At 72.4% G+C, this 25413-nt stretch carries 27 protein-coding genes and 1 riboswitch; of the genes, 19 read left to right on the top strand and 8 right to left on the bottom strand.

Features of this window, described 5'->3' with window-relative positions; translation table 11 throughout:
- Positions 1–35 precede the first annotated feature (35 nt).
- Positions 36–222, top strand: a riboswitch (cyclic di-AMP (ydaO/yuaA leader).
- Between the two features lie 30 nt (positions 223–252).
- The gene (locus tag Q7L73_RS19700) at positions 253–906 is read left to right on the top strand and encodes a transglycosylase family protein (protein WP_304691301.1); all 654 of its coding nucleotides are present in this window, start codon (positions 253–255) and stop codon (positions 904–906) included.
- A 4-nt stretch (positions 907–910) separates the two neighbouring features.
- On the opposite strand, the gene Q7L73_RS19695 is transcribed toward Q7L73_RS19700, so the two are convergent.
- Positions 911–1627 (bottom strand): helix-turn-helix domain-containing protein, encoded by a 717-nt coding sequence (locus tag Q7L73_RS19695; protein ID WP_304691300.1) that lies wholly within the window; start codon positions 1625–1627, stop codon positions 911–913.
- 131 nt (positions 1628–1758) lie between these two features.
- Positions 1759–2652, bottom strand: coding sequence for an ATP-binding protein (locus Q7L73_RS19690; protein ID WP_304691299.1), 894 nt, complete (start codon positions 2650–2652; stop codon positions 1759–1761).
- A gap of 174 nt (positions 2653–2826) precedes the next feature.
- Here Q7L73_RS19690 and Q7L73_RS19685 point away from each other — a divergent pair, with 174 nt between their 5' ends.
- Positions 2827–3432, top strand: a complete 606-nt coding sequence (locus tag Q7L73_RS19685; RefSeq protein WP_304691298.1) for a GNAT family N-acetyltransferase — start codon at positions 2827–2829, stop codon at positions 3430–3432.
- Here Q7L73_RS19685 and Q7L73_RS19680 read toward each other — a convergent pair.
- From Q7L73_RS19680 to Q7L73_RS19670, 3 genes are read right to left on the bottom strand one after another with little or no spacing between them, the layout of a single operon-like run.
- Entirely contained in the window at positions 3417–4064 is a 648-nt protein-coding gene (locus Q7L73_RS19680) for a DUF4389 domain-containing protein (protein WP_304691297.1), read from the bottom strand. The genes Q7L73_RS19685 and Q7L73_RS19680 overlap by 16 nt on opposite strands.
- Before the next feature lie 45 nt (positions 4065–4109).
- Positions 4110–4886: an ABC transporter permease gene (locus tag Q7L73_RS19675; protein WP_304691296.1), complete on the bottom strand. Its 777-nt coding sequence runs from the start codon at positions 4884–4886 to the stop codon at positions 4110–4112.
- The gene (locus Q7L73_RS19670; RefSeq protein WP_370552407.1) at positions 4886–5728 is read right to left on the bottom strand and encodes an ABC transporter ATP-binding protein; all 843 of its coding nucleotides are present in this window, start codon (positions 5726–5728) and stop codon (positions 4886–4888) included. Before Q7L73_RS19670 ends, Q7L73_RS19675 begins: the two co-directional genes overlap by 1 nt.
- A 102-nt stretch (positions 5729–5830) precedes the next feature.
- Between Q7L73_RS19670 and Q7L73_RS19665 the strand changes: the two genes are divergently transcribed.
- From Q7L73_RS19665 to Q7L73_RS19655, 3 genes are all read left to right on the top strand, one after another.
- The gene (locus tag Q7L73_RS19665) at positions 5831–6715 is read left to right on the top strand and encodes a hypothetical protein (protein WP_304691294.1); all 885 of its coding nucleotides are present in this window, start codon (positions 5831–5833) and stop codon (positions 6713–6715) included.
- Positions 6716–6826: 111 nt separating this feature from the next.
- Positions 6827–8143 (top strand): hypothetical protein, encoded by a 1317-nt coding sequence (locus tag Q7L73_RS19660; protein ID WP_304691293.1) that lies wholly within the window; start codon positions 6827–6829, stop codon positions 8141–8143.
- Positions 8144–8374: 231 nt separating this feature from the next.
- Positions 8375–9292 (top strand): HD domain-containing protein, encoded by a 918-nt coding sequence (locus Q7L73_RS19655; protein ID WP_304691292.1) that lies wholly within the window; start codon positions 8375–8377, stop codon positions 9290–9292.
- A 7-nt stretch (positions 9293–9299) separates the two neighbouring features.
- On the opposite strand, the gene Q7L73_RS19650 is transcribed toward Q7L73_RS19655, so the two are convergent.
- The 3 genes from Q7L73_RS19650 to Q7L73_RS19640 all read right to left on the bottom strand — a co-directional run bounded on the left by Q7L73_RS19650 (position 9300) and on the right by Q7L73_RS19640 (position 12375).
- Positions 9300–9914 (bottom strand): glutathione S-transferase family protein, encoded by a 615-nt coding sequence (locus Q7L73_RS19650; RefSeq protein WP_304691291.1) that lies wholly within the window; start codon positions 9912–9914, stop codon positions 9300–9302.
- 16 nt (positions 9915–9930) lie between these two features.
- Positions 9931–11916: an SDR family oxidoreductase gene (locus Q7L73_RS19645; protein ID WP_304691290.1), complete on the bottom strand. Its 1986-nt coding sequence runs from the start codon at positions 11914–11916 to the stop codon at positions 9931–9933.
- Between the two features lie 162 nt (positions 11917–12078).
- A complete protein-coding gene (locus Q7L73_RS19640; RefSeq protein ID WP_304691289.1) occupies positions 12079–12375 on the bottom strand; it encodes a hypothetical protein in 297 nt (98 codons plus the stop codon).
- 91 nt (positions 12376–12466) lie between these two features.
- Here Q7L73_RS19640 and Q7L73_RS19635 point away from each other — a divergent pair, with 91 nt between their 5' ends.
- The 14 genes from Q7L73_RS19635 to rapZ all read left to right on the top strand — a co-directional run bounded on the left by Q7L73_RS19635 (position 12467) and on the right by rapZ (position 25327).
- Positions 12467–14416, top strand: coding sequence for an ABC-F family ATP-binding cassette domain-containing protein (locus Q7L73_RS19635; RefSeq protein WP_304691288.1), 1950 nt, complete (start codon positions 12467–12469; stop codon positions 14414–14416).
- 142 nt (positions 14417–14558) lie between these two features.
- A complete protein-coding gene (locus Q7L73_RS19630; protein ID WP_304691287.1) occupies positions 14559–15470 on the top strand; it encodes a sugar phosphate isomerase/epimerase in 912 nt (303 codons plus the stop codon).
- A 31-nt stretch (positions 15471–15501) separates the two neighbouring features.
- Complete coding sequence (gene phoU / locus Q7L73_RS19625) at positions 15502–16188, top strand: phosphate signaling complex protein PhoU (RefSeq protein ID WP_304691286.1); 687 nt, start codon at positions 15502–15504, stop codon at positions 16186–16188.
- A 190-nt stretch (positions 16189–16378) separates the two neighbouring features.
- On the top strand, positions 16379–17233 hold the full coding sequence (locus Q7L73_RS19620) for a response regulator transcription factor (RefSeq protein ID WP_304691285.1): 855 nt from the start codon (positions 16379–16381) through the stop codon (positions 17231–17233).
- A gap of 92 nt (positions 17234–17325) precedes the next feature.
- Positions 17326–17682 carry a hypothetical protein gene (locus tag Q7L73_RS19615; protein WP_304691284.1) on the top strand — a complete coding sequence of 119 codons (357 nt, stop codon included), beginning with the start codon at positions 17326–17328 and terminating at the stop codon, positions 17680–17682.
- A gap of 34 nt (positions 17683–17716) precedes the next feature.
- Positions 17717–18541 (top strand): helix-turn-helix transcriptional regulator, encoded by an 825-nt coding sequence (locus Q7L73_RS19610; RefSeq protein WP_304691283.1) that lies wholly within the window; start codon positions 17717–17719, stop codon positions 18539–18541.
- 94 nt (positions 18542–18635) lie between these two features.
- The gene (locus tag Q7L73_RS19605; protein ID WP_304691282.1) at positions 18636–19028 is read left to right on the top strand and encodes a hypothetical protein; all 393 of its coding nucleotides are present in this window, start codon (positions 18636–18638) and stop codon (positions 19026–19028) included.
- Positions 19029–19065: 37 nt separating this feature from the next.
- Complete coding sequence (locus Q7L73_RS19600; RefSeq protein ID WP_304715617.1) at positions 19066–19383, top strand: hypothetical protein; 318 nt, start codon at positions 19066–19068, stop codon at positions 19381–19383.
- A 67-nt stretch (positions 19384–19450) separates the two neighbouring features.
- On the top strand, positions 19451–19708 hold the full coding sequence (locus tag Q7L73_RS19595) for a hypothetical protein (protein ID WP_304691280.1): 258 nt from the start codon (positions 19451–19453) through the stop codon (positions 19706–19708).
- 100 nt (positions 19709–19808) lie between these two features.
- On the top strand, positions 19809–20567 hold the full coding sequence (locus Q7L73_RS19590; RefSeq protein WP_304691279.1) for a hypothetical protein: 759 nt from the start codon (positions 19809–19811) through the stop codon (positions 20565–20567).
- Between the two features lie 38 nt (positions 20568–20605).
- Positions 20606–21976 (top strand): transglycosylase SLT domain-containing protein, encoded by a 1371-nt coding sequence (locus Q7L73_RS19585; protein ID WP_304691278.1) that lies wholly within the window; start codon positions 20606–20608, stop codon positions 21974–21976.
- A 99-nt stretch (positions 21977–22075) separates the two neighbouring features.
- On the top strand, positions 22076–22285 hold the full coding sequence (locus tag Q7L73_RS19580) for a hypothetical protein (protein ID WP_304691277.1): 210 nt from the start codon (positions 22076–22078) through the stop codon (positions 22283–22285).
- A gap of 71 nt (positions 22286–22356) precedes the next feature.
- Positions 22357–24294, top strand: coding sequence for an excinuclease ABC subunit UvrC (gene uvrC / locus Q7L73_RS19575; protein WP_304691276.1), 1938 nt, complete (start codon positions 22357–22359; stop codon positions 24292–24294).
- Positions 24295–24415: 121 nt separating this feature from the next.
- Positions 24416–25327 carry an RNase adapter RapZ gene (rapZ, locus tag Q7L73_RS19570; protein ID WP_304691275.1) on the top strand — a complete coding sequence of 304 codons (912 nt, stop codon included), beginning with the start codon at positions 24416–24418 and terminating at the stop codon, positions 25325–25327.
- The last annotated feature ends 86 nt before the right edge of the window (positions 25328–25413 follow it).

Below are 25413 nucleotides of genomic sequence, written 5' to 3'. Positions count from 1 at the left end.
ACGACGGCGAGATCTGCGATCCTCTGTCAGCAGACAGACGCATATTGCCGAGTTCCCGTCGTCACGACGGCGGGGAGCGGGGGACCCAATCGGGCCGGATCCGTCCGGCCCACGGGGCGAATCGCCACCAGCCACTCAGCCATCTGAGGGCTCCGGAGGCGTAGCGCACTCTTTCAGCGCGAGCCCGTCAGCTCACCTCGTAGGCACCGAAAGAGACCACATGGAGGCTTCATGCCTGCGACCTGTCCCGACGTGGACGCTGACGATCTTGCTCGCCCCGAACGCTGGGACCGCTCCCGCGAGCGCTCGCACACGCGCCGCCTGAGCGCGCTGCGCCGCCGCCGTCGCCAGCGCGGCTCGCGCAGCATGGTGGCGGTGCTCGTGACGGCGCTGACGCTCGGCGCCGGCGGCGCCTTCGCCGCCTCGACCGACGGCGGCGTGCTGAAGAAGGGCAGCTCCGGCCCGGCGGTCGTGCAGGTGCAGAAGAAGCTCGGCGTCCCGGCCGACGGCGCCTTCGGGCCGCAGACGGAGAAGGCGGTCCGCCGCTTCCAGGGCGACAAGGGCCTCGAGGTCGACGGCGTCGTCGGCCCGCAGACGGCGCGCGCGCTCGGCGTCAGCCTCGCGACCGCCCAGGCGCAGTCGCTGCGTGCGCGCTCCGACAGCAGCGGGTCCAGCGTGCGCCTGCCGGCGATCCTCGACAAGATCGCCCAGTGCGAGTCCGGCGGCGACCCGACCGCGATCTCGCCCGACGGCACCTACCGTGGCAAGTACCAGTTCGACCGCTCGACGTGGGCCTCCTACGGCCGTGCCGGCGATCCGGCCCGCGCCTCGGAGGCCGAGCAGGACCGGCGTGCGCTGAAGCTCTACAACGCCCGCGGCACCTCGCCGTGGCCGAACTGCGCGTAGCGATCTAGTCGACGCCTGCGGCGGCGGTCGGCGGATCGCCGCGCAGGATCCATGCGCCGTCGTCGCGCCGCTCGACGACTCTGCGCCTGGCGAGGTCGGAGAGCGCGGTCGTCACCGACGGCCGCTGCGCGCCGATCAGCCTGCCGAGCACCTGGTGGGTCAGCGGCAGCTCCAGCACGACGCCGTCGGGGCCGACGCGGCCCCAGCGGTCGGCGAGGCCCCAGAAGAGCAGCTCCAGGCGCGCGTCGACGCGCGTCAGGTGACTCGTCGCCTGCGAGGTCGCCAGCTCGGCCGAGCGCCGCACCGCGCGCGCCGCGACGGCGCTGATCAGCTCCGGCCAGCGGCCGAGGATCGCGGTGATGCGACGGTCGAGCACCGCCAGGCGAACCGGCTGCAGCGCGGTCCAGACGACGTCGGGGCGGACCGTCACGACCTCGCGCTCCCAGTCCCACGGTCGCAGCAGGTCGCCGCGGCCGAGCAGCTCCGTGCAGGCCGCTCTCGCGAACGTCACGTCGCGCATCAGCAGCCCGTCGAGCACGAGCAGGCCGAAGTGGCCGCTGCCGCCGTCGGCAGGCCTGACCGGATCCCACACCCCGGGCGCGATCGTCTCGACGGCCGCGATCGCATGGCGCGTCGCCAGCTGGAGGCTGGTCGGGTCAAGACCCGCGGCCAGCTCCGGGTCCTCTTCCAGCACTCGTACGAAGGCATTCCCGCTCGACATCGGGAAACAGCGTATTGGCGTCAGCAGAACGCCGCCACGTCGAACCGTCTTGACGTGGTGTCAGACGCGCTGTCAGTTTTGCTGCGATCGGCGTCGGCGCGTGGGGAACGCGGTTCCTTGCAGGAGCGCTGTCAGCCGCGTGTCGCGAGCCGCGCGCGCAGCCGCTCGCCGCCGTCCGGCAGCTGCTCGACCGCGAGCTGGTCGGCGAGCCGCTCGAGCAGACAGCCGAGACCGGGCAGCTCCGTGTCGCGCACGAGCTGCTGCGCGCCGCCGCTGACGAGCGGGCCGATCACGAGGTCGAAGCCGTCGTCGTGCTCGTCCAGCTCGACCTGCGTGCGGCCGCTGCCGTCGAGCGCGTGCGCGCCGGCCGCGCCGGCGATCGCGTCGCTGACGATCTGGGCGTCGGAGAGGCGGTCGATCGAGAAGTCGGCGCGGGCGGCGACGAGCGAGACGACGCGGCCGAGGACGGCGGCGCCGTAGTCGCCGGGCGCGAGTGACAGCGAGACGCCGGCAGGCGGCGGGACCGTGTCGCGCGACAGCTGGGCGACGAGCGGCGGCGCGTCCTCGTCGGCGCTCGCGAGGTCGAAGGCGATCCGCACCTCGGTGCCGCGGCGGCCGCCGGCGATCCCGAACTCGTCCGACAGCGAGGCGATCAGCGCGAGGCCGAAGCCGAGCGGCGGACCGTCGCCCTCCGACGGCAGCGGGCGCAGGCCGTGACCACGGTCGCGCACGGTCAGCACGAGCCGCTCGTGGTCGACCGCCATCGTCACGTCGAGCGGGCCGTCGTGGTTCTCGTAGGCGTGCACGACCGCGTTGGTGCACGCCTCGGTGATGGCGATCTTCATGTCGGCCGCGCGCGCGGGGTCGATCCGCAGCGAGTCCGCGAAGCCGGCGAGCGCCTGTCGCACGAGTGCGACGTTGGCGGGGACAGCCGGCAGGCTGAAGCGGACATCCGGCAGATCCGGTGTGCGGTCGGCTGTGCCCATGCCGTCGGCCGCCGTTGAGGTGCTCGTTCCTTCGCTCACGTCAACCCCCGTATGGGCGCTGTCGCGCTTCGCCAAACCTGGAGCGCAGGGGTGACTGTCGGATCTCCAACGCGCAGCAAGAGATTTCCTGACGCGACTGTCACGGCGGCCCAGTGTAGTGATCGCGCGCGCCGCACCCTGACACCTCGTGGCGATCCCGTAGCATCGGCCGCCGTGGAGATCACGGGACCGAACCTCACGCTGCGGCTCGCGACGCCGGCGGACGCGCCGGCGCTGTTCGAGCTGGCCAGCGATCCCCAGGTGACGAGATTCTTCTCCTGGGGTCCGTACACGAGCATCGAGCAGCCGCTCGCCTACATCGAGCGGCTGACCGGCCAGCGCGAGCGCGGCGAGCAGCTCGACGTGCTGATCGTCGACCACGAGCGGGGCCCGATCGGCGTCACCGGCCTGGTCGAGTTCTCGCACCGCGACCGGCGCGCGATCGTCGGCTCGTGGCTCGGCCGCAGCTTCTGGGGTAGCGGCGCCAACACGGAGGCGAAGGCGCTCGTCGCGCGGCTCGCCTTCGAGCACCTCGGGCTCGACCGCGTCGGCGCCTACGCCGACGTCGAGAACGGCCGCTCGCAGGCAGCGCTGGAGAAGGTCGGCTTCGTGCGCGAGGGCGTCCTGCGCAGCTGGCACCGCCACGGCGAGAGCGTCCACGACGTCGCCATGTACGGCCTGCTGAGAGACGACTTCGCGCGCTCGCCGCTGGCGGCGTACCCCGGCCGGCTGAGCGGGGAGCCGCCGCCGGCGTTCGTCGTCGTTCAGCCGCCGAAGTAGGCGCTCTGCGGCGGTGCCGGCGCCTGCGGCGGCACCGCTGGCGAGGGCGGCAGCATGTCCTCGCCGCTGTCGCTCAGCGGCGGCCATCTGTCGGTCAGCAGGCCCCAGTACGCGCAGCCGCGCGTCATGTAGGAGATCGCCATCCGCTGCACGTCCCAGAGGCCTCGCGGCGCCTTGCCGGCGAAGACGATCGTGAACCACAGCACGAAGGCGATCAGCGGCACCAGCACGTTGCTGTAGATCCAGATCATCACGTAGACCGGGATCACGAGGATGCCGCGGATCAGCACCAGCCCGCGGTCGTACCGCTCCTGCGGCTCCGGGATCAGCGCGCGGATCGGGTAGCCGGGCGCCGGACCGCCGCCGAAGCCGGGCCACTCGTCCGTCATCAGCGAGACCCACGCCAGGTAGCGCGCCCACCAGCGAACGCTCGCCGTGACCGCGGCGTAGAGCGGGCGCGGGTAGCGGCCGGTGAAGAGGATGCAGAACCACGCGAGGCCGCTGCAGAGGAACCAGACGAGCGTCCAGAAGATCGACAGGAGCACCCAGGGGATCGCCACGATCCCGCGGAAGAAGGTCGTCAGGCGGCTCTGGCGTTCCTGGTAGTCAGCCTCGAACACGATCGGGTACATCGCTGAATCGAACCAGGTGGAGCGGCGACGCGCCACTCCCGTGCGTCAGTTGCGGCGCGCTTCCCAGCTGAAGCCGCGGATCGCGAAGGCGACGCCGAAGACCGTCCAGGCGACGATCACGCCGATCGAGGAGATCTGGTCGTCGATCCCGGAGCCGGTCACCATCGCGGCCGAGAGGCCGTCGATCAGGTGCGTCAGCGGCAGCGCCTGGGCGATGCCGGCGAGGAACGAGGGCACGTCCGCGGCGTCGTAGAAGACGCCCGAGACGATGATCAGCGGCAGGAAGATCGCGTTCACGTACGCCGGCGCCGACTCGTTGTTCGGGATCACGTGCGACAGCGCGACGCCGAGCGAGGCGAAGCAGACGACGCCGAGCAGCACGAACAGCAGCAGCTCGACCGGCTGCGGCGGCCAGTCGACGCCGAAGAAGAGCTTGCCGGAGCCGATGATCAGCACCATCTGCAGCGCCGTGTTCGTGACCGAGTGGCCGGCGATCGCGAGCAGGTAGGCGCCGCTCGGCATCGGCGTGCCGCGCATCCGCTTCATGACGCCGTTCTCGCGCATCGCGGTCATGTTGTAGGCGAGCGCGCTGAAGGTGGTGGAGACGACGCTCATGCCGGCGATGCCGGGGACGATCACGTCGAGGTCGTCCTGGTTGGAGCTGAAGATCGCGCCGAACATCGCGAGCAGCAGCAGCGGCAGCATGAAGTTGAAGAAGGCGGCGCTCGGGTTGCGCCAGAACATCCGCCGTTCGAGCCGGTACTGGCGCCACGCGAGCGTCGCGAAGCTCGGCGCCGGGTGGGTCGCGGTCAGCGCGGACATCAGGCGGTCAGCTCCATGTAGACGTCTTCGAGCGTCGGCCGCGTGACGCTGAGGCTGTCGAGCTTCTCGCCTCTGGCGAGCGCCGCCGCGGTCAGCTCGTGCAGGAAGGTCGTCGGGTCGTCGGTCTCCTGCTGGTTGAGCAGGCCGCTGCCGTTGCGCCACGCGACGCGGTAGCTGACGGCGCCGCTGCCGGCTCCCAGCTCGCTCGGCGCACCCTCGACGAGGATCTTGCCGTCCTTGATGATCGCGACGCGGTCGGCGAGCACCTGCGCCTCGTCGAGGTAGTGCGTCGTCAGCAGGACGGTCTTGCCGAGCGCCTTCAGCGAGCGGATCGTGTCCCAGGCGCCGCGGCGGGCCTGCGGGTCGAAGCCGGTCGTCGGCTCGTCGAGGAAGATCAGCTCCGGATCGCCGATCAGCGCGAGCGCGAAGTCGAGCCGCCGCAGCTGGCCGCCGGAGAGCGTTCGCGTGCGGGCGCTCTCCTTGCCGCGCAGGCCGGCCAGCTCGACGACCTCGTCGACGTCGCGCGGGTCGGGATAGAAGCCGGCGAAGTGCTCGAGCGCCTCCTTCACCGTGACGTGCCGGTAGATGCCGCTCGACTGGAGCACGATGCCGACGCGCTCGCGCAGGGCGCGGGGACGCTGCTGCGGATCGAATCCGAGCACGCTGACCTCGCCGGCGGTCCGCTCGCGGTATCCCTCGAGGATCTCGACGGTGGATGTCTTGCCGGCGCCGTTGGGGCCGAGAAGTCCGTAGACCTCGCCACGACGCACCGAGAAATCGACCCCTCGGACCGCTTCGTTGTCGCCGTAGCTCTTACGCAGTCCGCGGACTTCGATCGCCATGTCGCTGCTGCTCACGAACCTCCATGATGCCTCAAACGGCGTCGACACCAGTCCGCGGTGGGCCCGTCACCTTCTCGCCGCGCCGGTTAGCCTGCTGCTTTCGTGCGCGCGGCCTGCATCGACATCGGCTCCAACACGACCCGTCTGCTGGTCGCTTCGCTCGACGGCGAGCGGCTGCTGCCGCTCGTGCAGGAGCGTCACTTCACGCGTCTGGGCAGACGCTGCGCGCCCGGCGAGCCGCTCGCCGCGGAGGTCGTCGAGGAGCTGACCGAGGTTGTCGCGGGGCAGGTGCGCGCCGCGCGCGAAGCGGGCGTGGAGATGCTGCGCGCGGTCGCGACGGCGGCGCTGCGGCGGATCTCCAACGGGCCTGAGGTGTGCGCGTCGGTGGCGGGTGCGGCGGGCGTCGAGATCGAGCTGCTGAGCGCGCAGGAGGAGGCGCGGCTGGCGTTCGCGGGCGCGACCTGGTCCTGTCGCGACGCCGCGCCGGACGCGCCGCTGGGGGTCGTCGACGTCGGCGGCGGCTCGAGCGAGCTGATCGTCGGCACGCGCGCCGGCGGCGTCTCCTGGTCGCGCTCGCTGCCGCTCGGCTCCGGCGACCTCGCCGACCGCCACCTGCACGAGGATCCGCCCTCGCATGCCGTGCTCGACGCGATCCGCGGCGAGATCGCGGCCGCGCTGGACGGGGTCGAGGCGCCGCCGGTGACGCGCGCGGTCGCGGTCGGCGGCAGCGCGACCTCGCTCGCGCGGCTGGTCGGGCCGCTGCTCGACGCCGACACGCTGGCGGCGGCGGTCGACGGTCTCGCGGCAGTGCCGGCCGAGCGCGTCGCTGCCGTTCACGAGCTGGCGCTGGAGCGCGTGCGGCTGCTGCCCGCGGGCATCCTCCTGCTCGCGGCCGCGGCGGCGCTGATGGGCCCGCTGACGGTCGCCGACGGCGGGCTGCGCGAGGGCCTCGTGCTCGAACAGCTCGCCCGCCGCCCCTCCGCCTGACGGCGCGAATGGCGGCAACGCTGCCGCAATCTGCGAATTCTCTCCGCAGCCTTTGCAAAAACCCCCGCGTGACGGGCGGTTTCGGGGCGTCCGGCGCGCAATGGTGGAGCGATGGGACGACTGCGCGAGGAACGGGGCCAGGCGACGAACGAGTACGTCGCGCTGCTGGCGGTGATGGCGATCGCGCTCGCGGCGCTGGCGGGGATCAGCGCCAGCGGCGTCGGCGCGAGCGTGCTGCGTGGGCTGCAACGCGGCATCTGCGCCGTCGCACCCGGCCCGTGCCCGCGGCTGATCGCCGTCAGCGACGACCTCGCCCCCTGTCAGCTGACCCGCGACGACCGCGTCGAGCGGCTGGGGGAGACGATCGGCGTCGTCGAGCTGGGCAGCAGCCAGACGCTCAAGGCGGTCCGCAACTCCGACGGCACGGTCGTCGTCACGCTCGCGGACGGCAGTGACGCCGGCGCCGTCTGGAAGGCCGGCGCGGGCGCGGCAGCCGGCGGCGCCGAGGCGGGCGCGAAGGCGAGAGCGGGCGTGGGCGTCGTGTGGGGCTCGGGTCGCTCGTGGGTGCTGCCCGACGAGGCGGCGGCGCTCGACTTCATCGCCCGCTACGGCGACAAGGCGACGACGAAGGGCAAGCTCGTCGACCAGGTCCGCAGCCGCTGCTCGCTGCTCTGCGACGCGGTCGGCTGGCGCCCGCACGCCCAGCTGCCGCCGCCCGACGCGACCTACGAGGAGGCCGGTGCGGCGGCCAGACTCGACCAGCTGCTCGGCAGCGGCACGGCGAGCGGCCAGCTGAGCGGCGTGCTCGGCCGCCGCCGCGCCCGCGACGGCGCGACGACCACCTACGTGCGCGTCGACGGCTCGCTGCTCGCGCAGCTGAACCTGCCGGTCGGCGCCGTCGACGGCGGCATCGGCGGCGGAGGCGTGCTGGCGATCGCCCGCGCCGCCGACGGCACACCGCGTTCGCTGACCGTCAGCGTCGCCGCCAACGCCGCCGGCCACGCGGCGTTGGCGGGAAGAGCGAGAGCGCGCAGAGCCGGCTCGCAGGGCGGCAGCGGCGTGGGCGGCGGGAGCGCGCAGGCCGACCTCCTGCGCGGCGCGCTCGTCGAGCTGGAGGCGTCGCTCGACCTGAGCGACCCCGCCAACCTCGCCGCCGCCTCGGCGCTCGTCGCCGCCCTCGCCGACCCGGCCGCTCTGCCGGACCTGCCGCAGCGTGCGGCCACGCTCGGCGCCCGCTTCGAGCGCGCCGGCCAGATCGACCTGCGCGCCTACCGCAAGCGCGCCTCCGCCCGCCAGTACGGCGCCGAGATCGGCCTCGGCGTCGGCCTCGGCTGGAAGCAGACGACCAGCGGCCTCGACCTGCTCGCCGCCTGGACCCGCCTCCCCGGCCTCCCGTTCCTCGTCCGCGACGACTGCCGCAGCACATGAACCGGCGCAGATCGTGGCCGATGCCGGTGCACCGGAGACGCCGGCACACGAGTCGTCGGGCGCGACACACCAGATGACTGGTGATGGCTTGAGAAACGAATCTGAAGGCGCTTAGGTGACTGTCATGAGCACGATCGAGAGTCGGGCCCCTCGCAAGAGCGACCCCGTTGCGGAGCTGGAAGCCGAGCTGAGGACGTGGAAGCTTCGGGGAGGCCCGCTAGCCTCCGCTTCATGCCACCCCGCCGCCGCGCTCCCAGAACCGCTGCTGCCGACGCGCCGGAGAGCGCGATCGCCGACGCCTCGACGCCGGCGATCGAGGTGCCGGCGGTGCAGGTCGATCCCTCCGACCGGCTGCCGCGCGAGGCGATCGGGGACGTCCGCATCCGCGTCCCGAGCCGCGGCAACCGCAAGCTCGAAGGGCTGATCGACGCCGTCAACGCGGACGACCAGGTGAAGGCGTGGTGGCACGTCGCGGCGGTCAACGCGACCCGCCGGCTCGGCATGTCGGACCACTCGTGGATCCATATCCAGATCGTCCTCAACAGCGCGATCCGGCTGGCGCGGCTGCTGTTCCGCAGAGGCGTCGTGCCGAACGTCGTCGCCGACTACGGGATGAGCGACAGAGACGCCGAGGTCGTGATCGCCGGCGGCGCGCTGTTCCACGACACCGGCATGACGGTCCACCGCGCCGACCACGAGGAGTACAGCCTCTTCCTCACCGCCGACAAGCTGCCGTCGCTGCTGGCCGACGTCTACGGCGAACCCGAGCGCTCGATCGTCGTCGCCGAGACGATGCACGCGATCATCGGCCACCGCCGCCGCGGCAACCCGTTCACGATCGAGGCCGGGATCGTCCGCGTCGCCGACGCGCTCGACATGGCCCGCGGCCGCAGCCGCGTCCCGTTCGAGGCCGGCCACCAGAACATCCACTCGCTCTCCGCCTACGCGATCGAGGAGGTCAGAATCGTCCCCGGCAGAGGGCGCGCCGTCCGCATCGAGATCGCGATGAACAACAGCGCCGGCATCTTCCAGGTCGACGAGCTGCTCGCGACGAAGCTGCGCGGCTCCGGGCTGGAGGAGCACGTCGAGGTGATCGCGCGGATCGACGCCGAGCACGAGAGACGGCTCGTGCAGGTCTTCACGATCTGAGCGTCGCTCACACCTGCGGCAGCGCCGCGACGCGCTCGATCCACGCCGCCAGCGGCGCGTGCTGCGGCCCCAGCCGCTGGCGCTCGTCGAGCACGACGTGGAACAGCTCGTCGTCGGCCGGGTCGCGCCGGCCCGCGAACTTCACGAACGGGTAGGCGATGCAGTCGGCGGCGGAGAAGTCGCCGAAGAGGAAGTCGCGCCCGTCGAGCAGCGCGGTGAAGCGGTCGAGCGCGCTCTCCAGCTGGAACGCCGCCAGTGAGATCGTGCGCTCGTCCGGCGGCACGCGTCCTTCCAGCTCCTCGGCGATCGCGTTCGGCCAGCGCTTCCAGACGAGGTTGAACCAGTCGACGAACGTCTCCAGCTCGGCCCGGCGCGCCGGCTCCGCCGGGTACAGCGGCGCCTGCGGGTAGCGCGCGTCGAGGTAGGCGAGGATCGCCGGCGAGTCGTGCACGATCGCGCCGCCGTCGTCGATCACCGGCACCAGCCCCTGGCCGCTGACCCGCTCGACCAGCGAGCGGTCGCCGTAGTCGATCCAGACCGACTCGACCTCCAGCCGCTTGTGCGCCAGCGCCAGCGCGACCCGCTCGCAGTTGGTCGAGAAGGCCGCGCGGTAGAGCCTCACCGCCGCTCGACCTCGATCACCAGTGGACGCCCTTCATCAGGTGCGCGAGCGCGACCTGCTCGGTCGAGGCGTGCTCGGCCGGGTCGACCGCGCCCTTCGCCGCCGCCGAGTCGGGGAAGACCTTGTAGGCCATGTGCAGTATCTGGTCGACCGCCTTCGGCGCGAGCGCGTAGGCGACCTCGCCGAAGGTGCCCAGGCGCGTGTTGATCTGCTTCGGCTTGGAGCGGATCGCCTCGCAGATCAGGTCGGCCGCCTCGTCGGGCGAGATCGTCGGGAACGAGTCGTAGATTCTCGTCGGCGCGATCATCGCGGTCCGCACGAGCGGCATGTGGATCGTCGTGAAGGAGACGCCGTCGCCGATCGTCTCGGAGCCGACGACGCGCGTGAAGGCGTCGAGCGCCGCCTTCGAGGCGACGTAGGCGGAGAAGCGCGGCGGGTTCGTCTGCACGCCGATCGAGGAGACGTTGACGACGTGGCCGGTTCTGCGCTCGCGCATGTGCGGCAGCAGCTGGATGATCAGCTTGATCGTGCCGAGGTAGTTGAGCTGGATCGTCCGCTCGAAGTCGTGGAAGCGATCGTAGGAGAGCGCGATCGAGCGGCGGATCGAGCGGCCGGCGTTGTTGACGAGCACGTCGACGGCCGGGTGGTCGGCGAAGATCCGCTCGGTCAGCTGCTCGATCGCTCTCGTGTCGGAGAGGTCGGCGGTGTAGACGTAGGCCGAGCCGCCGAGCGCCTCGATCTCGCGCTTGGTCTCCTCGAGCTTGTCGGCCGAGCGGGCGACCAGCAGCGGGATCCCGCCGGCGCGTGCGATCTTCAACGCGGCCGCGCGGCCGATGCCGCTCGACGCGCCGGTGATGACGACCGTCTTGCCGTTGACGGCGCCCTCGAACGAGTGGTCTCTGAACAGGTCCGGGTCGAGGTTGCGCTCCCAGTAGTCCCAGATCTTCGTCGCGTAGGACGACAGCGGCGGCACCTCGATCCCGCTGCCCTCCAGCGCCCGCTCGGTGTCGCGCGTGTCGAACTGGGCCGTCAGCGCGATGTGGTCGATCACCTCGTCGGGGATCCCGTAGTCCGACAGGAAGCTTCTGCGCACGCCCTTGGCGGCCGGCAGCTTCATCAGCATCGAGATCGTGCCCTTCGGCAGCGCCTGCGTCAGGCGCCGGTCGATCCGCAGCGCCAGCTGGGGCGCGTGTGCGGCGGCGGCGAACTCGTTCATCACCTCGCCCGAGCGCTGCGGGCGCGGGTCGGCGAGGTGGAAGGCGCGGTTGTCGAGGTCGGGCTGGTGGGCGATGTGGTCGAGCGCGTCGGCGACGAAGTCGACCGGCACGATGTTCGTGTAGCCCAGCTCCGGGCCGACGAGCGGGAACCACTGCGGCAGCAGGCTGCGCAGCTTCTGGATCGCCTTGAAGAAGTAGTACGGCCCGTCGATCTTGTCCATCTCGCCGGTGCGCGAGTCGCCGACGACGATCGCCGGCCGGTAGACGCGCCACGGCATCGACGCCTGTGTCCGCGCGATCCGCTCCGACTCGAACTTCGAGCGGTGGTACGGGTGGTCGAGCTTCTGGCCCTCGTCGAACATGTCCTCGCGGAAGAGGCCCTTGAATCTGCCGGCCGCCGCGATCGAGGAGACGTGGTGGAAGCAGCCGGCCTCGAGCGCGTTCGCGAGCGAGACCGCGTGGCGCGTGCCCTCGACGTTGGCGAGCCGGTTGCTCTCCTCGCCGGCGGTCATGTCGTAGACCGCGGCGAGGTGGAAGAAGTGGTCGACCGAGCCGCGCAGCGTCTCGATCCCCTCGTCGGAGAGACCCAGGTTCGGCTGCGCGAGGTCGCCGGCGATCGGTCTGATCCGCTCCGCGCCGGGGAGTCTCTCGGTCTGGGCCGCGAGCTTCTCGACCGACGCCGGTCGCACGAGCACGTAGACGTCGCCGACGCCGTCGCGAACGAGCAGGCGCTCCAACAGGCGTCGGCCGATCAGACCGGTTCCACCGGTCACGAAGTAGTTCATCTCGCTCCTCCCTGGGTCGAGAACCACCCTACCCCGGGGGAGCCGAAGCGCACAAGAAACAGAAAACGCCGCCCGGTGGGCGGCGCTGTGCCTCGCATTGCGAGTTCCACGTCAGCGCGTGGAACCCGACAGGTCAGTGGGAACTCGCGGAGGGCGAGTTGCTCACCAGCCGCCTCTCCAGTCCTCGGAGCCCCTGCGGGCCTTTATCGCGGCCTTGCGCGCGTCTCTGCGCTTGTCCAGCCGCCACTGGGCCATGCTGAGGACGAAGATCAGCAGCGGGAAGAAGGCGATCACGATGAAGCCCGCGTTGGTGACGACTCTGTCGTTCGTCTCGCCGTAGAGGCCCTGGCCGGAGACGCCGCCGTGGTCTATCGACGCCATCGCGCTCTGCGCCGTCAGGAACAGGACGAGGCTCGTCGCGACGAGCGTGGTGAGGAGCCGCTTGCTGGTGCGCTTCATGAGGCGCCGAACAATAACGGACCTGCCGCCGGAAGCGCCCCGTCGGCTGCCAGGCCGCCCGCGCGCGTCAGCCCGCCTACCATGGGGAGCGATGGCCGTCGTGATCGCTTCAGACATCGGCAAGGACGTTGCCGGCTCCCCGCTCATGCGCGGGATCTCGTTCAAGCTCGAACGCAGAGACCGCATGACCCTGTCCGGCCGCAACGGCGCGGGCAAGACGACGCTGCTGCGGATGATCGCCGGGCAGGCGTCGATCGACGTCGGCGAGCTGTCGCATCAGAAGGGCGCGAAGATCGCCCTGCACGACCAGCGGCCGCCGCGCGAGCAGGACCTGACGCTGCGCGACTACGTGCTGTCGGGCGCGAGAGAGATCGTCGCGGTCGAGCAGGAGCTGGCGCGGCTGGAGCAGCGGATGGCCGACGGCGACTACGAGGAGTCGACGCTCAACGCCTACGCGCGCGCCCAGGCCCGGCTGGAGCACTTCGGCGGCTACCGCTGGCGCGACAACGCCCAGTCGATGCTGCACGGCCTCGGCTTCAGAGACGACGCGCTCGACCGCGAGCTGTCGACCTTCTCCGGCGGTCAGCTGACGCGCGCCTCGCTTGCCCGCGCGCTCGCCGGCGCGCCCGACCTGCTGCTGCTGGACGAGCCGACCAACCACCTCGACATCGCCTCGCTGGAGTGGCTGGAGCAGTACCTGATCTCGATGGACTCGGCGATCGTGCTGGTCGCCCACGACCGCTGGTTCCTGGAGTCGGTCGGCACGGCCGTGCTGGAGCTGGAGGCCGGCCGCTCGCGTTTCTTCGCCGGCCCGTGGCACAAGTGGCGTCAGGAGCAGGCGGCGCGCGAGCTGGCGCTCGGCCGCGCGATCGACAAGCAGCAGGCCGAGATCGAGCGGCTGGAGAAGTTCGTCGAGCGCTTCCGCGCGAAGGCGACGAAGGCGAGACAGGCGCAGTCGCGCGTCAAGCGGCTGGAGAGAATCGAGCGGATCGAGCGCGACCCGCGCGACCAGGAGGGCCTGTCGTTCCAGTTCGCGAGAACGGAGCGCGCCGGGCGCGTCATCTTCGAGCTGGACGAGGGCCGCATCGAGGTCCCCGGCAAGGTCCTGCTGGAGAGAGCCGAGCTGTGGCTGGAGCGTGGCGAGCACGTCGCGCTCGTCGGCCCCAACGGCACCGGCAAGACGACCCTGATCGACACGCTCGCGGGGCAGCGGCCGCTGCCGGCCGGCAAGCTCCGGACCGGGCACAACATCAGACTCGGATACCTCTCCCAGCACGCCGAGAACCTCGGCGAGACCGGCTCCGTGCTCGACGCCTGCCAGCGCGCGACGAGACTGACGCCGAACAAGGCGCGCGCGCTGCTGGGCCGCTTCCTCTTCTCCGGCGAGGAGGCGCAGAAGCCGCTCAACGGCCTCTCCGGCGGCGAGCGCCAGCGGCTGTCGCTGGCGATCCTCGTCAACTCCGGCGCGAACGTGCTGATCCTCGACGAGCCGACCAACCACCTCGACGTCGAGAGCCGTGAGGCGCTGGAGGACGCGCTCGAGCAGTTCGACGGCTCGCTGCTGCTCGTCTCCCACGATCGCGCGCTGCTCGACGCCGTCGGCTCGCGCACGGTCGCGATCGAGGACGGCAGACTGAACTCCTACGAGGGCGGCTGGGCCGACTACCTGCGCGTGCGCGAGGAGCGCAGAGCGGCCGAGCTGGCGGCGAGAGAGCGGGCGGGCGGGAAGAAGCCGAAGGCGTCGTCGAACGGCGGCTCCTCCAACGGCGGCGGCGGTGGCGGCGCGAAGAAGAACGCCGCGAAGGCCGCCGCGCCCGCGCCCGCCAAGCCGGCGCTGTCGAAGAACGCCCAGCGCGAGGCGAAGAAGCTCGAGCGCGAGATCGAGAAGGCGGAGACGGCGCTGACCGAGCTGGAGGTCGAGCTGGCCGATCCCGACGCCTGGGCCGACGCCGGCAGATCGGCCGCCAACAGCGAGCGGCACGCCGCCGCCAGACGCGCCGTCGAAGAGCTGTACGCGCGCTACGAAGCCGTCGCGGGCTGAGGCCCGGGACGAATCTCGACAGGCCCGCGAACACGTTCGCGGGCCTCAGGTTGCGGGACGTTCGCGACACGTTCACCGTGCCGTCACGAGTTGGTCACATCGGTAACACACGCCGATCTGTCAGCGCGCGTACCGTCGCGCCATGTCCGATGTCGCGACCGACCGCCCGCGCTCTCCGCAGCGGCTCGCAGGCCTCTCCGGCGAGCATCCGCTCGACGGGCGGCTGGGGCTTGCGGTCTCGCGCGAGGCGTGGCCGACCGCGCCTGAGCTGAAGCGGCTGGAGGCCTGCGGCTACGCCTGGGTGCAGCTGCACGCGCCGCCGGTCGCGATGCTCGCCGACGCGACCAGCGCCCGCCACTGGTCCGACTGCCTGCGCGCGGTGCTCGCGCCGACCGGCCTGCGCGTCGTCCTGCACGCGCCGGACGCGCTCGACCTCTCCGTCCGCGAGCACGCGGCCGCGCTCGCCGGCCTGCTCGGCTGCGCCGAGCGCGTCGGCGCGGCGATCGTCGTCCTCCACGCCGGCCGCGCGGCCGGGGAGGAGCAGCTGGAGCGCGAGGAGGTCGCGCTGCTGCGCGGCTCCGCGCTGGCCGAGCGCGCCGGGCTGCGGCTGGCGCTGGAGAACCTCGCGCCGGCCTATCCGATCGGCGCCGACGAGCGCGAGCCCGCGCACGCGCCGCTGTTCGTCCGCGACCTCGTGCGGCGGCTCGACTCGCCGGCCGTCGGAATGGCGTTCGACGTCGGCCATGCGCACGTCACCGCGCAGCTCGACGGCCACGCGCTCGTCGACGTGCTGGACGAGGTCGCCGACGACGTCGCGCTCTTCCACCTGCACGACAACCTTGGAGTCCGCCGCGGCCCCGGGACGCCTCCCGGGATCATGCCGCTGCGGCTCGACCTGCACATGGCGCCGGGCCGGGGCACGGTGCCCTGGCGGGCGCTTGCGCCGCTGCTGCGGGAGCATGCGGCGCCACTGGTGATGGAGATCGCCTCCGGTCACCGGCCGGAGCCGCTGCGACTCGCGACGGTCAGCGCGGAGCTGCTTACGCGCGCCTGAAAAGCGCGGGGAGGGGACAATGACCGTCCACATGGTCCAGATGCGCCAGGAGTACCGCGATCAGCTCGAGCAGATCGAGCGTCAGACGCTGGAAGGTCTCGACATGGTCGTGACCGCGGTCGATCGCGCCCTGGAGGCGCTGATGACCCACGACGACGAGCTCGCCAGCATCGTCGTCGCCGACGACGACCGGATCGACGGCCGCTACCTGGAGACGCACCAGGCGATCCTCTCGCTGCTGGCGCTGCAGGCGCCGGTCGCGGGCGACCTGCGCGTCGTCGCCTCGCTGCTGCACGTGATCCGCCACATCGAGCGGATGGGCGACCAGTGCGTGACGATAGCCAAGCTCGTCCCGCTCGACGGCGCCGAGCCGCCGAGCGACCGTCAGCTGCTCGACCTGATCGCGCGGATGGGCGCCTGCGTCCGCGGCCAGACGCTGCAGGCCAAGCGCGCCTTCGCCTCACGCGACCTGCCGCTGGCGGAGGAGCTGGTGGCGCTCGACCGCGAGGTCAACGCGCTCAACCGCGGGATCTTCGCACGCTCGGTCGAGATCGGCGACGAGCCGGAGCTGCGCGAGTGGGCGATGCACATGACGCTCGTCGCCCGCTGTCTGGAGCGGATCGGCGACAACGCCGTCGACATCGGCGAGCAGACGGCGTTCGTCGTCACAGGGCTCTTCCGCGAGTTCTCCGACGCCTCGCAGGTCCGCCTCGACTGAGTTCCGGGCCGCCCGCTGCGGCGGCCCGTCCACGTTCCGGGGTTCCGGCCCCGGAACGAACTCCGTTCCGTGCTTTGGTGAGGTTCATCCGGCTTGTTCCGGGGTCTGGGGCGAAAGATGTGAACGGCGTGTTATCAGCCGTCACAGCGGGCTTCAGCCGCCGCCGCTCGCCGTTAGACTCCTGCTCACCATGAAGACGGCTTATACCGCGGGTGTGGCTACCCCCCATGACGAGTCACACGCCCCGGGGTCGCGGACGGCCCCCTTGCGTCTCGCCATCATCGATGGCGACAGTGGTTTCCTTCAAGTGGTCGAGAAGCGCGTCCGTGCGCGCGGCTGGCAGCAGCGGATCCTGACCGGCGCGGTGCCGGTGGACGAGCTGGTCTCGATGCGCCTCGGCGCGCTCGTGATCGACCTCGCCGTGCTGGGTGCTCCCGGCTGGGCGTACCTCGAACAGGTCTGCGCGGCGCTGCCGGCGCTGCCCGTGATCGTCTGCACCGGCCCGTCGACGGTCGCCCAGCGCGTCCGCGCGCTGCGGATCGGCGCCGACGACTGGCTCGGCAAGCCCTGCCACCCGGAGGAGCTGGTCGCCCGCATCGAGGCGATCGTCCGCCGCGGCCGGCTGGCGGCCCCGCCGGTCGAGCGCCCGATCGTCGAGGCCGGCGAGATCTCGATCAAGCCCGACCAGTTCCAGGCCTTCGTCGGCTCGCGCAGCCTCGACCTGACGCGTCGCGAGTTCGAGCTGATCCGCCTGCTCGCCGGCAACGCCGGCCAGGTGCTCGAGCGCGAGGCGATCTACCAGCGCGTGTGGGGCTACGCGATGGCCCACGGCGACCGCTCGGTCGACGTCTTCGTGCGCAAGCTGCGGCAGAAGCTGGAGCGCGCCTCACCGCAGTGGCGCTACATCCACACGCACTTCGGCGTCGGCTACCGCTTCGCCCCGGAGCCGGCCGACGGCGCCGGCGCGCAGGACGGCTCGGCCGGCGATGCGCTGGAGACGAGCATCCCGGACGTGCTGCCGAACGACTTCGCGTCGATCGGCTGATCCGGCGCGAGCCGATCCATTCCGTCTTTCAGACCGGCCGGGCGTCGCTGCGACGCCCGGCCGGTCTGCGTTTGTGCTGCAATAGGTGAGCGATGACCCAGGCCGTCCGCAACGTCGTGATCATCCTCGCGCTCGCCGCGGGCGTCGCGTTCATCCCCGGTGGTGGGCGCACCAGCAACGTGATCACGCAGATCCTCTCGATCGTGATGTTCACGGCGCTCGCCTACCTCGCGGTGAGGCTGTTCCGCGAACGGAGGCTCGATCTCTACGGCCTCGGCGATCGCAACCGCGCGATCCTCTACGGCTGCGCCGCGCTCGTCACCTTCCTGCTGGTGGCGGCGAGCCGGATGTGGAACTCCGGAGCAGGCGGCACCGTCGCCTGGTTCGCGCTCGTGGCAGCCGCCGTCTACGGCGTCTACTACGTCTTCCGTGCCGCGCGCGAGTACTGACCCGGCGCCGCTCCCACACGCTGCGGACGCCGGGGTGTCGCCCGCCTCCGTCTACCGCGAGCTGCCGCCGCGCGCGGAGCTGCGCGACCTGCTCGCCTGCCGCTGGGAGCAGCACGTCGCGCCCGCGCGCCGGCAGCGGGTCGTGCCCGACGGCTGCGTCGACGTCGTCTGGGTCGCCGGCCGCGAGCTGGTCGTCGCCGGGCCCGCGACGCGGGCGATGATCGCCGCGCTGCCGCCGGGCTCGACGACCGTCGGCCTGCGCTTCGCGACCGGCGCCGCAGCCGGCCCGCTCGGCCTGCCGCTGACCGCGCTGCGCGACGCGCGCGTGCCGCTCGCCGAGCTGTGGGGCGCCGCGGCGGTCGCCCCGCTGGAAGCGGCGCTGGCGGAGGCCGGCTCCGCGCCGCAGCAGCTCGACCTGCTGGAGCGCGCGCTGCTGGCCCGCCGCGCGGACACGCCGCCGGTCGACCGGCTCGCGCTGGCGGCGGTCGGCGCGCTCGGAGGTGCTTGCGACACCCGTGCGCGTGACCTCGGGCCGGCCGGGCGGGCCCGTGCGGCGGGCCTCGCCAGCGTCCCCGGCCACCCGCCCCGCGCCCGCGACCTCGCTGCGGCGCTCGGCGTCAGCGAGCGCCAGCTGCTGCGACGGCTGCGGACGGCGGTCGGCTACGGACCCGCGACGCTCACGCGCGTGCTGCGGCTGCAGCGGGCGCTGAGAGCCGCTTGGAGCGATCCCGCGCGGGCGCTCTCCGGCGGCCTGGGCCGCATCGCGGCCGACGCCGGCTACGCCGATCAGCCGCACTTCGCGCGCGACTGCCACGAGCTGACCGGCGTCGCGCCGACGACGCTCCTGCGCGGCGGCTGAGGCCGCGCCCGCGGCTCACTTGTCGCAGCGCCTGCGCAGAGACGTCGCAAACTGGCTCTAGAGCTGTTGCAGGCCCGCTTGCGAGGGTGCGGGCATGCCTTTTCCGCGCCCTCCACGAACCCTCTCCGCGGCCCTCTCCGCGGCCCTCTCGAACGCTCGCCGGGCCGATGGTCAGGCTGCGGTCGAGCTGGCGGCGCTGCTGCCCTTCGTCGGCCTCGCGCTCGCGCTGCTGTGGCAGGTCGCGCTCGCGGGCGCGGCGATCTGGCTCGCCGGCGGCGCCGCTCGCGCCGCCGCTCGCGCCGAAGCGGTCGGCGCCGATCCCCTGCGCGCCGCTCGCGGCGTCCTGCCCGGCCGCTTCGAGCACGGTCTGCGCGTCCGTCGCGGCGACGACGGCGAGATCGCGCTCGTGCTCGCGATCCCGGCGGCGATCGGCGGCGGCACGCTCACGAGCGTCACCACCCGTGCCCGCTTCGAGGAGCAGCGATGACGCGTCTCAGCACCCCCGCGCGTCCTTGCGTCCGCGGGTGGAGACTCCGCGCTCGGCGGCGCGCCAGCGGCCGGCGAGGCTGCGGCTGGCGAGCCCCCGCTCGGCGTCTCTGCGGCTGGCGACGCTGCGGCTGGCGAGCCCCCGCTCGGCGTTCCTGCGGCTGGCGGCTCTGCGGCTGGCGGCTCTGCGGCTGGCGAGCCCCCGCTCGGCGTTCCTGCGGCTGGCGGCTCTGCGGCTGGCGGCTCTGCGGCTGGCGAGCCCCCGCTCGGCGTTCCTGCGGCTGGCGGCTCTGCGGCTGGCGGCTCTGCGGCTGGCGCGCTGGCGTCTGGCGTGCGGCGCGGCGCTCGCGGGGTGACGAGCGTGGCCAGGCGGCGGTCGAGTTCGTCGCGCTGCTGCCGTTGTTCGGGATCGTCGCGATCGCGATGCTGCAGGCCCTTGCCGCCGGCGCGGCCGCCGAGCTGGCCGACCACGCCGCCGACAGCGCTGCGGTCGCGATCGCGCAAGGGCGCGACGGCGTCGCCGCGGCGAGAGCGGCCGTGCCCGGCTGGGCCCGCGGCCGCATCGACGTGCACGCGACCGCGACCCGCGTTCGTGTCACGCTGACACCGCCGTCGCTGCTGCCCGGACTCGGCAGCCGCCTGCGCGCGACCGCCACCGCCGACGCGGGGCCGGCGTCATGAGCGGCGTGTCGATCGGCTTTGGCGGACCTTCTCAGGGCGCTGGTGCCATGAGCGGCGTGTCAATCGGCGTTGGCGAATCCCTTCGCAGCGTGCTGGTGCCATGAGCGAGGCGTTGGTCGGCTTCGGCGACCTGTTCGCGGTCTCGGCGTCAGCGCCGGCGACCCGCCGCGGCAGCCATCCGCGGCCGACGGTCGCGGTGCTGACCGCTGCCGCGGCGCCGCAACCGGCTGCGGCTGCCGTCGCACTGGCGCTCGCTGCCGCGTGCGGCACCCGCTCCGCGCTCACCGCCTGCGTCGCGGGTGCGCCACCGAGCGGCCTGCTTCACCTGCCGGCGAGCGTCGCCGCCGCCGCGCGCCTGCGCCGCGACGATCTGCCCGCTCGCGCCTGCGGCCGGCTCGTCTGGCTCGCGAGCGACCGCGACGCGGCCCCGGCCGATGGCGAGGGGGCCGGAGGCGATCCGGCTGGCGCCGAAACGGATGCGGCCCGCGCTGGTCGCGAGCCGGCCGGAGGCGATCCCGGCGGCGCCGATGCGGATGCGGCCGAAAGCCTCGGTGCGGCGCTCGTGCGAGCCGCGCGGAAGTGCGGGCTGCCGGCGGTGATCGGGATCGGCGGCGCCCGCTCGGACCAGCTCGACCGCGCGCTGGTCTGCTACGACGGCGTCGTCGTGGTGCTGCCGGCAGCAGCCGCGACACCGCTCGCCGCCGCGACGCTGGAGAGCCTCGCGCTGCTCGGGCTGCCGGCGGCGGCCATGCCCGCGCCGCGGCGGCTCGACGCAGCCGCCGCGCTCGCCGGCCTGCGCGCCCCGCGCGCGGCGGTCGTCGCGGTAGTTGCGCTCAGCGTGAGGGAGGGGCTGCGATGAGCGGGCCGGCGGCGATGCACGCGCTCAATCGGGCGGAAATGCGTGGGCAGATCGTCATCCGCGGAGAGGCAGCGGCGATCGGCACGGCGCGGCCGGGGCGCCGCTTCGCGCGTGAGGAGCGCGGGCAGGCGGCGCTGCTGCTGGTGGCTGTGATGTGCGTGGTGCTGGTCGGCGCGGTCGTGCTCGGTGGGATCGCGGCGGGGCTCGGGGAGAGAGGCGACAACCAGCGCGCGGCCGACCTCGGTGCGCTCGGCGGAGCGCGGGCGATGCGCGCGGTCTATCCGCGGCTGTTCCAGCCGGCGTACATCGGTCGCGTCCCGAACCCGTCGCACCTCTCGCGTGACACGTACCTCGCGCTCGCGCGCAGACGGGCGGAGGCGACGGCGCGGCTCAACGGCGCCGAGCGGATCTCCGTCGCCTTCCCCGACGGCGCCGCATTCGCGCCGACGCGGATCCGCGTTACCGTCACCGATCCGGCGGTCGTGAAGGCCGGCGGCGAACGTCGCGAGGCCGCGGTCGACGCCGTCGCCGAGGCGGAGCTGTCGCCGTCGGCGGCGACAGCCGCGCTCGGCGCCGGCCCTGGTGACTACAGCGGCCCGCTCGCCTACCGCCAAGGCAAGCCGATGCGGCCAGACGTCGCGATCGCCTTCGACCGCATGGCGGCCGCGGCGGCCCGCGACGGCGTCGCGCTGACGATCACCAGCGGCTGGCGCAGCAGCGCCGAGCAGGCGCGTCTGTTCGCCGCTCATCCCGATCCGAGATGGGTCGCGCCACCCGGCAGATCGCTCCACCGCCTCGGGACCGAGCTGGACCTCGGCCCCGAGAGCGCCTACGGCTGGCTGGCAGCCAACGCCGGCGGCTTCCATTTCGTCAGACGGATGTCGTGGGAGCCGTGGCACTACGGCTACACGTTGGCGGCAGGCACGACCTCCGTCGGCTACGGCGGAGGAGGCGACGGTCGTGGTGCGATGCCGTCGTTCGTGCCTGCGCAGTTCGCGCCTGCGATCTCGGCGGCGGCGCAGCGCTGGAACGTCTCGGCGGCGCTGCTGGCGGCGCAGCTGTACGCCGAGAGCGGCTTCAACCCGTTCGCGGTCTCGCCGGCAGGAGCGCAGGGGATCGCTCAGTTCATGCCCGGCACGGCGCGCACGTACGGACTCGACAACCCGTTCGACGCAACCGCGGCGATCGACGCGCAGGGCAGGATGATGCGCGACCTGCTGCGGCAGTTCGGCAGCGTCCCGCTCGCACTCGCCGCCTACAACGCCGGGCCGGGCGCCGTCAGCGGCTGCGGCTGCATCCCGGCCTATCCCGAGACGCAGGCCTACGTCGCCCGCATCTTTGGCCTGCTCGGCGGCGCCGGTGACAGCGCCGGCCTCGGCGCCGGCTACGAGGTCAGGTTGGTCAGATGAGCATGACGCTGACCGGCAGCTTCATCGGCGGCGGCGTCGCGGCGGTCGCATGGGGGTTCGTCGACTTAACACCATTAACCGGTAGAAAGGGGCTTTAGCATGGAAGTCAAGAAACTCGATGAAAGCTCCACCGCGGTTGCGCTGGTCGCCTTTCTTCTGGTGCCGTATCCGTTGACGTTCGTGGCGAACCTGCTCGCGTGGCCGAGAGGCGTCCAGATCGCGCTGGTCTGCTCCGCTGCCGCCGTGCTGATCGGGACGAAGCTCGGGATGGTCGTCGTCGGTCGTCATCGGTCGCGCAGGCCTGGCTGATCGAGTGCCCCGCGGGCAGCGGGCGCCAGGCCGGGCTCACGCCCGGCGCTCACCTATCCTCGACGGAGCGAATGGCGACGGCGAACGGAAACGGGTGGGACGCCGGCGACGGCGGGGTGAGCGCGGCGGAGAAGGCGAGCGCGCGCGCTGAGCGGCTGGCGGAGCAGCGGCGGTCGCTGCCGGACCAGCCGGGCGTCTACCTCTTCCGCAACGTCAAGGGCACGGTCATCTACGTCGGCAAGGCGAAGTCGATCAAGAAGCGCGTCGCCTCGCACTTCTCCAACCCGAGCACGCAGATGGGCCGGGACCTGCTGCCGATGATCGACCGGATCGACTCGCTCGTCGTCACGACCGAGGCCGAGGCGCTGCTGGCCGAGCAGAACTTCATCAAGCAGTACAAGCCGCGCTTCAACATCCGCCTGCGCGACGACAAGTCGTATCCGTACATCGGGATCAGCCTCGACGAGGACTATCCGCGCGTCTATTTCACACGCGAGCGCCACCGCAGACAGCGCGCCTACTTCGGCCCGTACTCGAACGCCAAGCGGGTGCGCGACACGCTCGACCTGCTCGGCAAGATCTTCATGTTCCGCAGCTGCGACGGCCCGGAGCCCGGCCGTCGCAGCGGCTCGCCCTGCCTCGACTACTACATCAAGCGCTGCGAGGCGCCCTGCGTCGGCTACGTCACCAGAGAGCAGTACCGCAGCTCGATCGACGGCGTGATCGACTTCCTCTCCGGCCGCTACCGCGCGATCGAGACGGCGATAGAGGCGAACATGCGCGACGCCGCCGCCGAGCAGCGGTTCGAGGACGCCGCCCGCGAGCGCAACCGGCTCAGATCGATCCGCTCGCTGCTGGAGCGCCAGCGCGTCACCAACGCCTCCGTCGGCACGCTCGACGCGATCGCGATCGCCGTCGAGGGCAACGACGCCAACGCGCAGGTCTTCCAGGTCCGCGACGGCGTCCTCTCCGACCGCCAGGGCTTCTACCTCGAGAACGAGACCGGCGACGACATCGCCGCCGTCGCCGAGGCGTTCATCCTCCAGTACTACGGCAGCGCGCTGATGATCCCGCCGCTGCTGATCGTGCAGAGAGAGCTGGCCGAGCGCGAGCAGACGATCGCCGCCGCGCTCGCCGAGCGCCGCGGCAGCGCGGTCGAGCTGCGCGCCGCCGAGCGCGGCGACAAGCGCCGCATCCTCGAGCTGGCCGAGCGCAACGCCCGCCTCCAGCTCGACCAGGAGAGACTGCGCTCCGAGCGCAGACGCCAGCAGCGCGTCGACGCGCTCGACGGCCTCCAGTCCGCGCTCGGGCTCGACACGATCCCGCTGCGGATCGAGTGCTTCGACATCTCGCACGTCGGCGGCACGCACACCGTCGCGTCGATGGTCGTGATGGAGGCCGGCGCGCCGAAGAAGGCCGACTACCGCCGTTTCACCCTGCGCGAGGGCACGGAGGGCGTCCCCGACGACTTCGCCTCGATGGAGGAGGTGCTGTCGCGGCGGCTCGCCCAGTACGAGCGCCAGCACGACCGCTCGCCGCACGACGACGGCTACGACGCCAGCTTCGCCGCGCTGCCCAACCTGCTCGTGATCGACGGCGGCAAGGGGCAGCTGTCGGCCGGCATGAAAGTGCTCGACGGCTTCGCCCGCCGCGGCGTCGCGATCGTCTCGCTCGCGAAGAGAATCGAGGAGGTCTTCCTGCCGGGCAGATCGGAGCCGATCGTGCTGCCGCACGACACGCCCGAGCTGCAGCTGCTGCAGCGGATACGCGACGAGGCGCACCGCTTCGCGATCGGCCACCACCGCATCCGCCGCGACAGAGCGATGACGAGATCGGTGCTCGACGCGCTCCCCGGCGTCGGCCCGGCGCGCAAGCGCGCGCTGCTGAAGCACTTCGGTTCGCCGGAGGCGTTCCTGGCCGCCTCGCGCGAGCAGCTGGAGGCGGTCCCGGGCCTGCCGGGCAAGGTCGCGCGCGACCTCTACCTGCAGATCAACAAGACGGGCCATTGATGCCCCGCCCGGCCTGCAACTGGACCTTCACACGCCCCGCCGGCCGCTTCGTCACAATGAGGCCATGAGCGTCTCCAAGCCCGCCAGGCTCGGAGACCGTCTGCACCCTGGTGCACCCCGGTTGGAAGAGACCCCGGAGCAGGCGGACGTCCGCAGTCCTGCGCTCAACGACCTCGTGGTCATCACGGGCTTCTCAGGTGCTGGGAAGTCGACGGCGATGGCCGCCTTCGAGGACGAGGGCTACTTCTGCGTCGACAACCTGCCGCCGGAGATGATCAGATCGCTCGCCGACCTGTTCATGCACGCGGGCTCGAAGGTCGAGCGCGCCGCGGTCGTCTCCGACGCGCGCGGCGGCAGCTACTTCGCCGGCCTCGTCGCGGTCCTCGAAGAGCTGGAGAGAGCCGGCGTCAACTACCGCGTGCTGTTCCTCGAGGCCGACGAGCAGACGCTGCTGACGCGCTATCAGGAGACGCGCCGGCGCCATCCGCTGTCGCCCGGCGGCACCGTCGCCGACGGCATCGCGCGTGAGCGCGAGCTGCTCGCGCCCGTGAGGGAGCGCGCCGACGTCGTGATCGAGACGACCGGTCTCAATGCCGCGATGCTGCGCCGCAAGCTCGCCGACGCGCTGCTGCCGACACGCACCCCGGGCCGTCTCGCCGTCACCTTCCAGAGCTTCGGCTTCAAGCACGGCCCCGCGCGCGACGCCGACCTGCTGTTCGATGTCCGATTTCTCCCGAACCCGCACTACGAGCCGGAGCTGCGCCCGCTGACCGGCCGCGACCCGGACGTCGCCGCCTACGTCAACCGCGACGGCGCGCTTGACGCCTTCTACGAGAAGCTCTTCCCGCTGCTCGACTACCTGCTGCCGCAGTACGTCGCCGAGGGCAAGTCGCACCTGTCGGTCGCGATCGGCTGCACCGGCGGCCGCCACCGCTCGGTCGCGATCAGCGAGCAGCTCGCGAAGCGCTACAAGGCCGAGGGCGACTACCTCGTCGAGCTGGCGCACCGCGACGTCGAGCGGCCGACGAGATAGCGCCGGGCTGCTCGCGTCCGCGGGCGGGCGCGAGCCGCGCGGCCGCGCGGGGCGGGCGGGGCGCCGCTCGCGCTGGTAGAACAGCG

The sequence above is a fragment of the Conexibacter sp. CPCC 205762 genome, assembly GCF_030646155.1.
Lineage (GTDB): Bacteria > Actinomycetota > Thermoleophilia > Solirubrobacterales > Solirubrobacteraceae > Conexibacter.
Note: the sequence above shows the minus strand (reverse complement) of the source record. Positions and strands in the feature narration are given on the sequence as shown.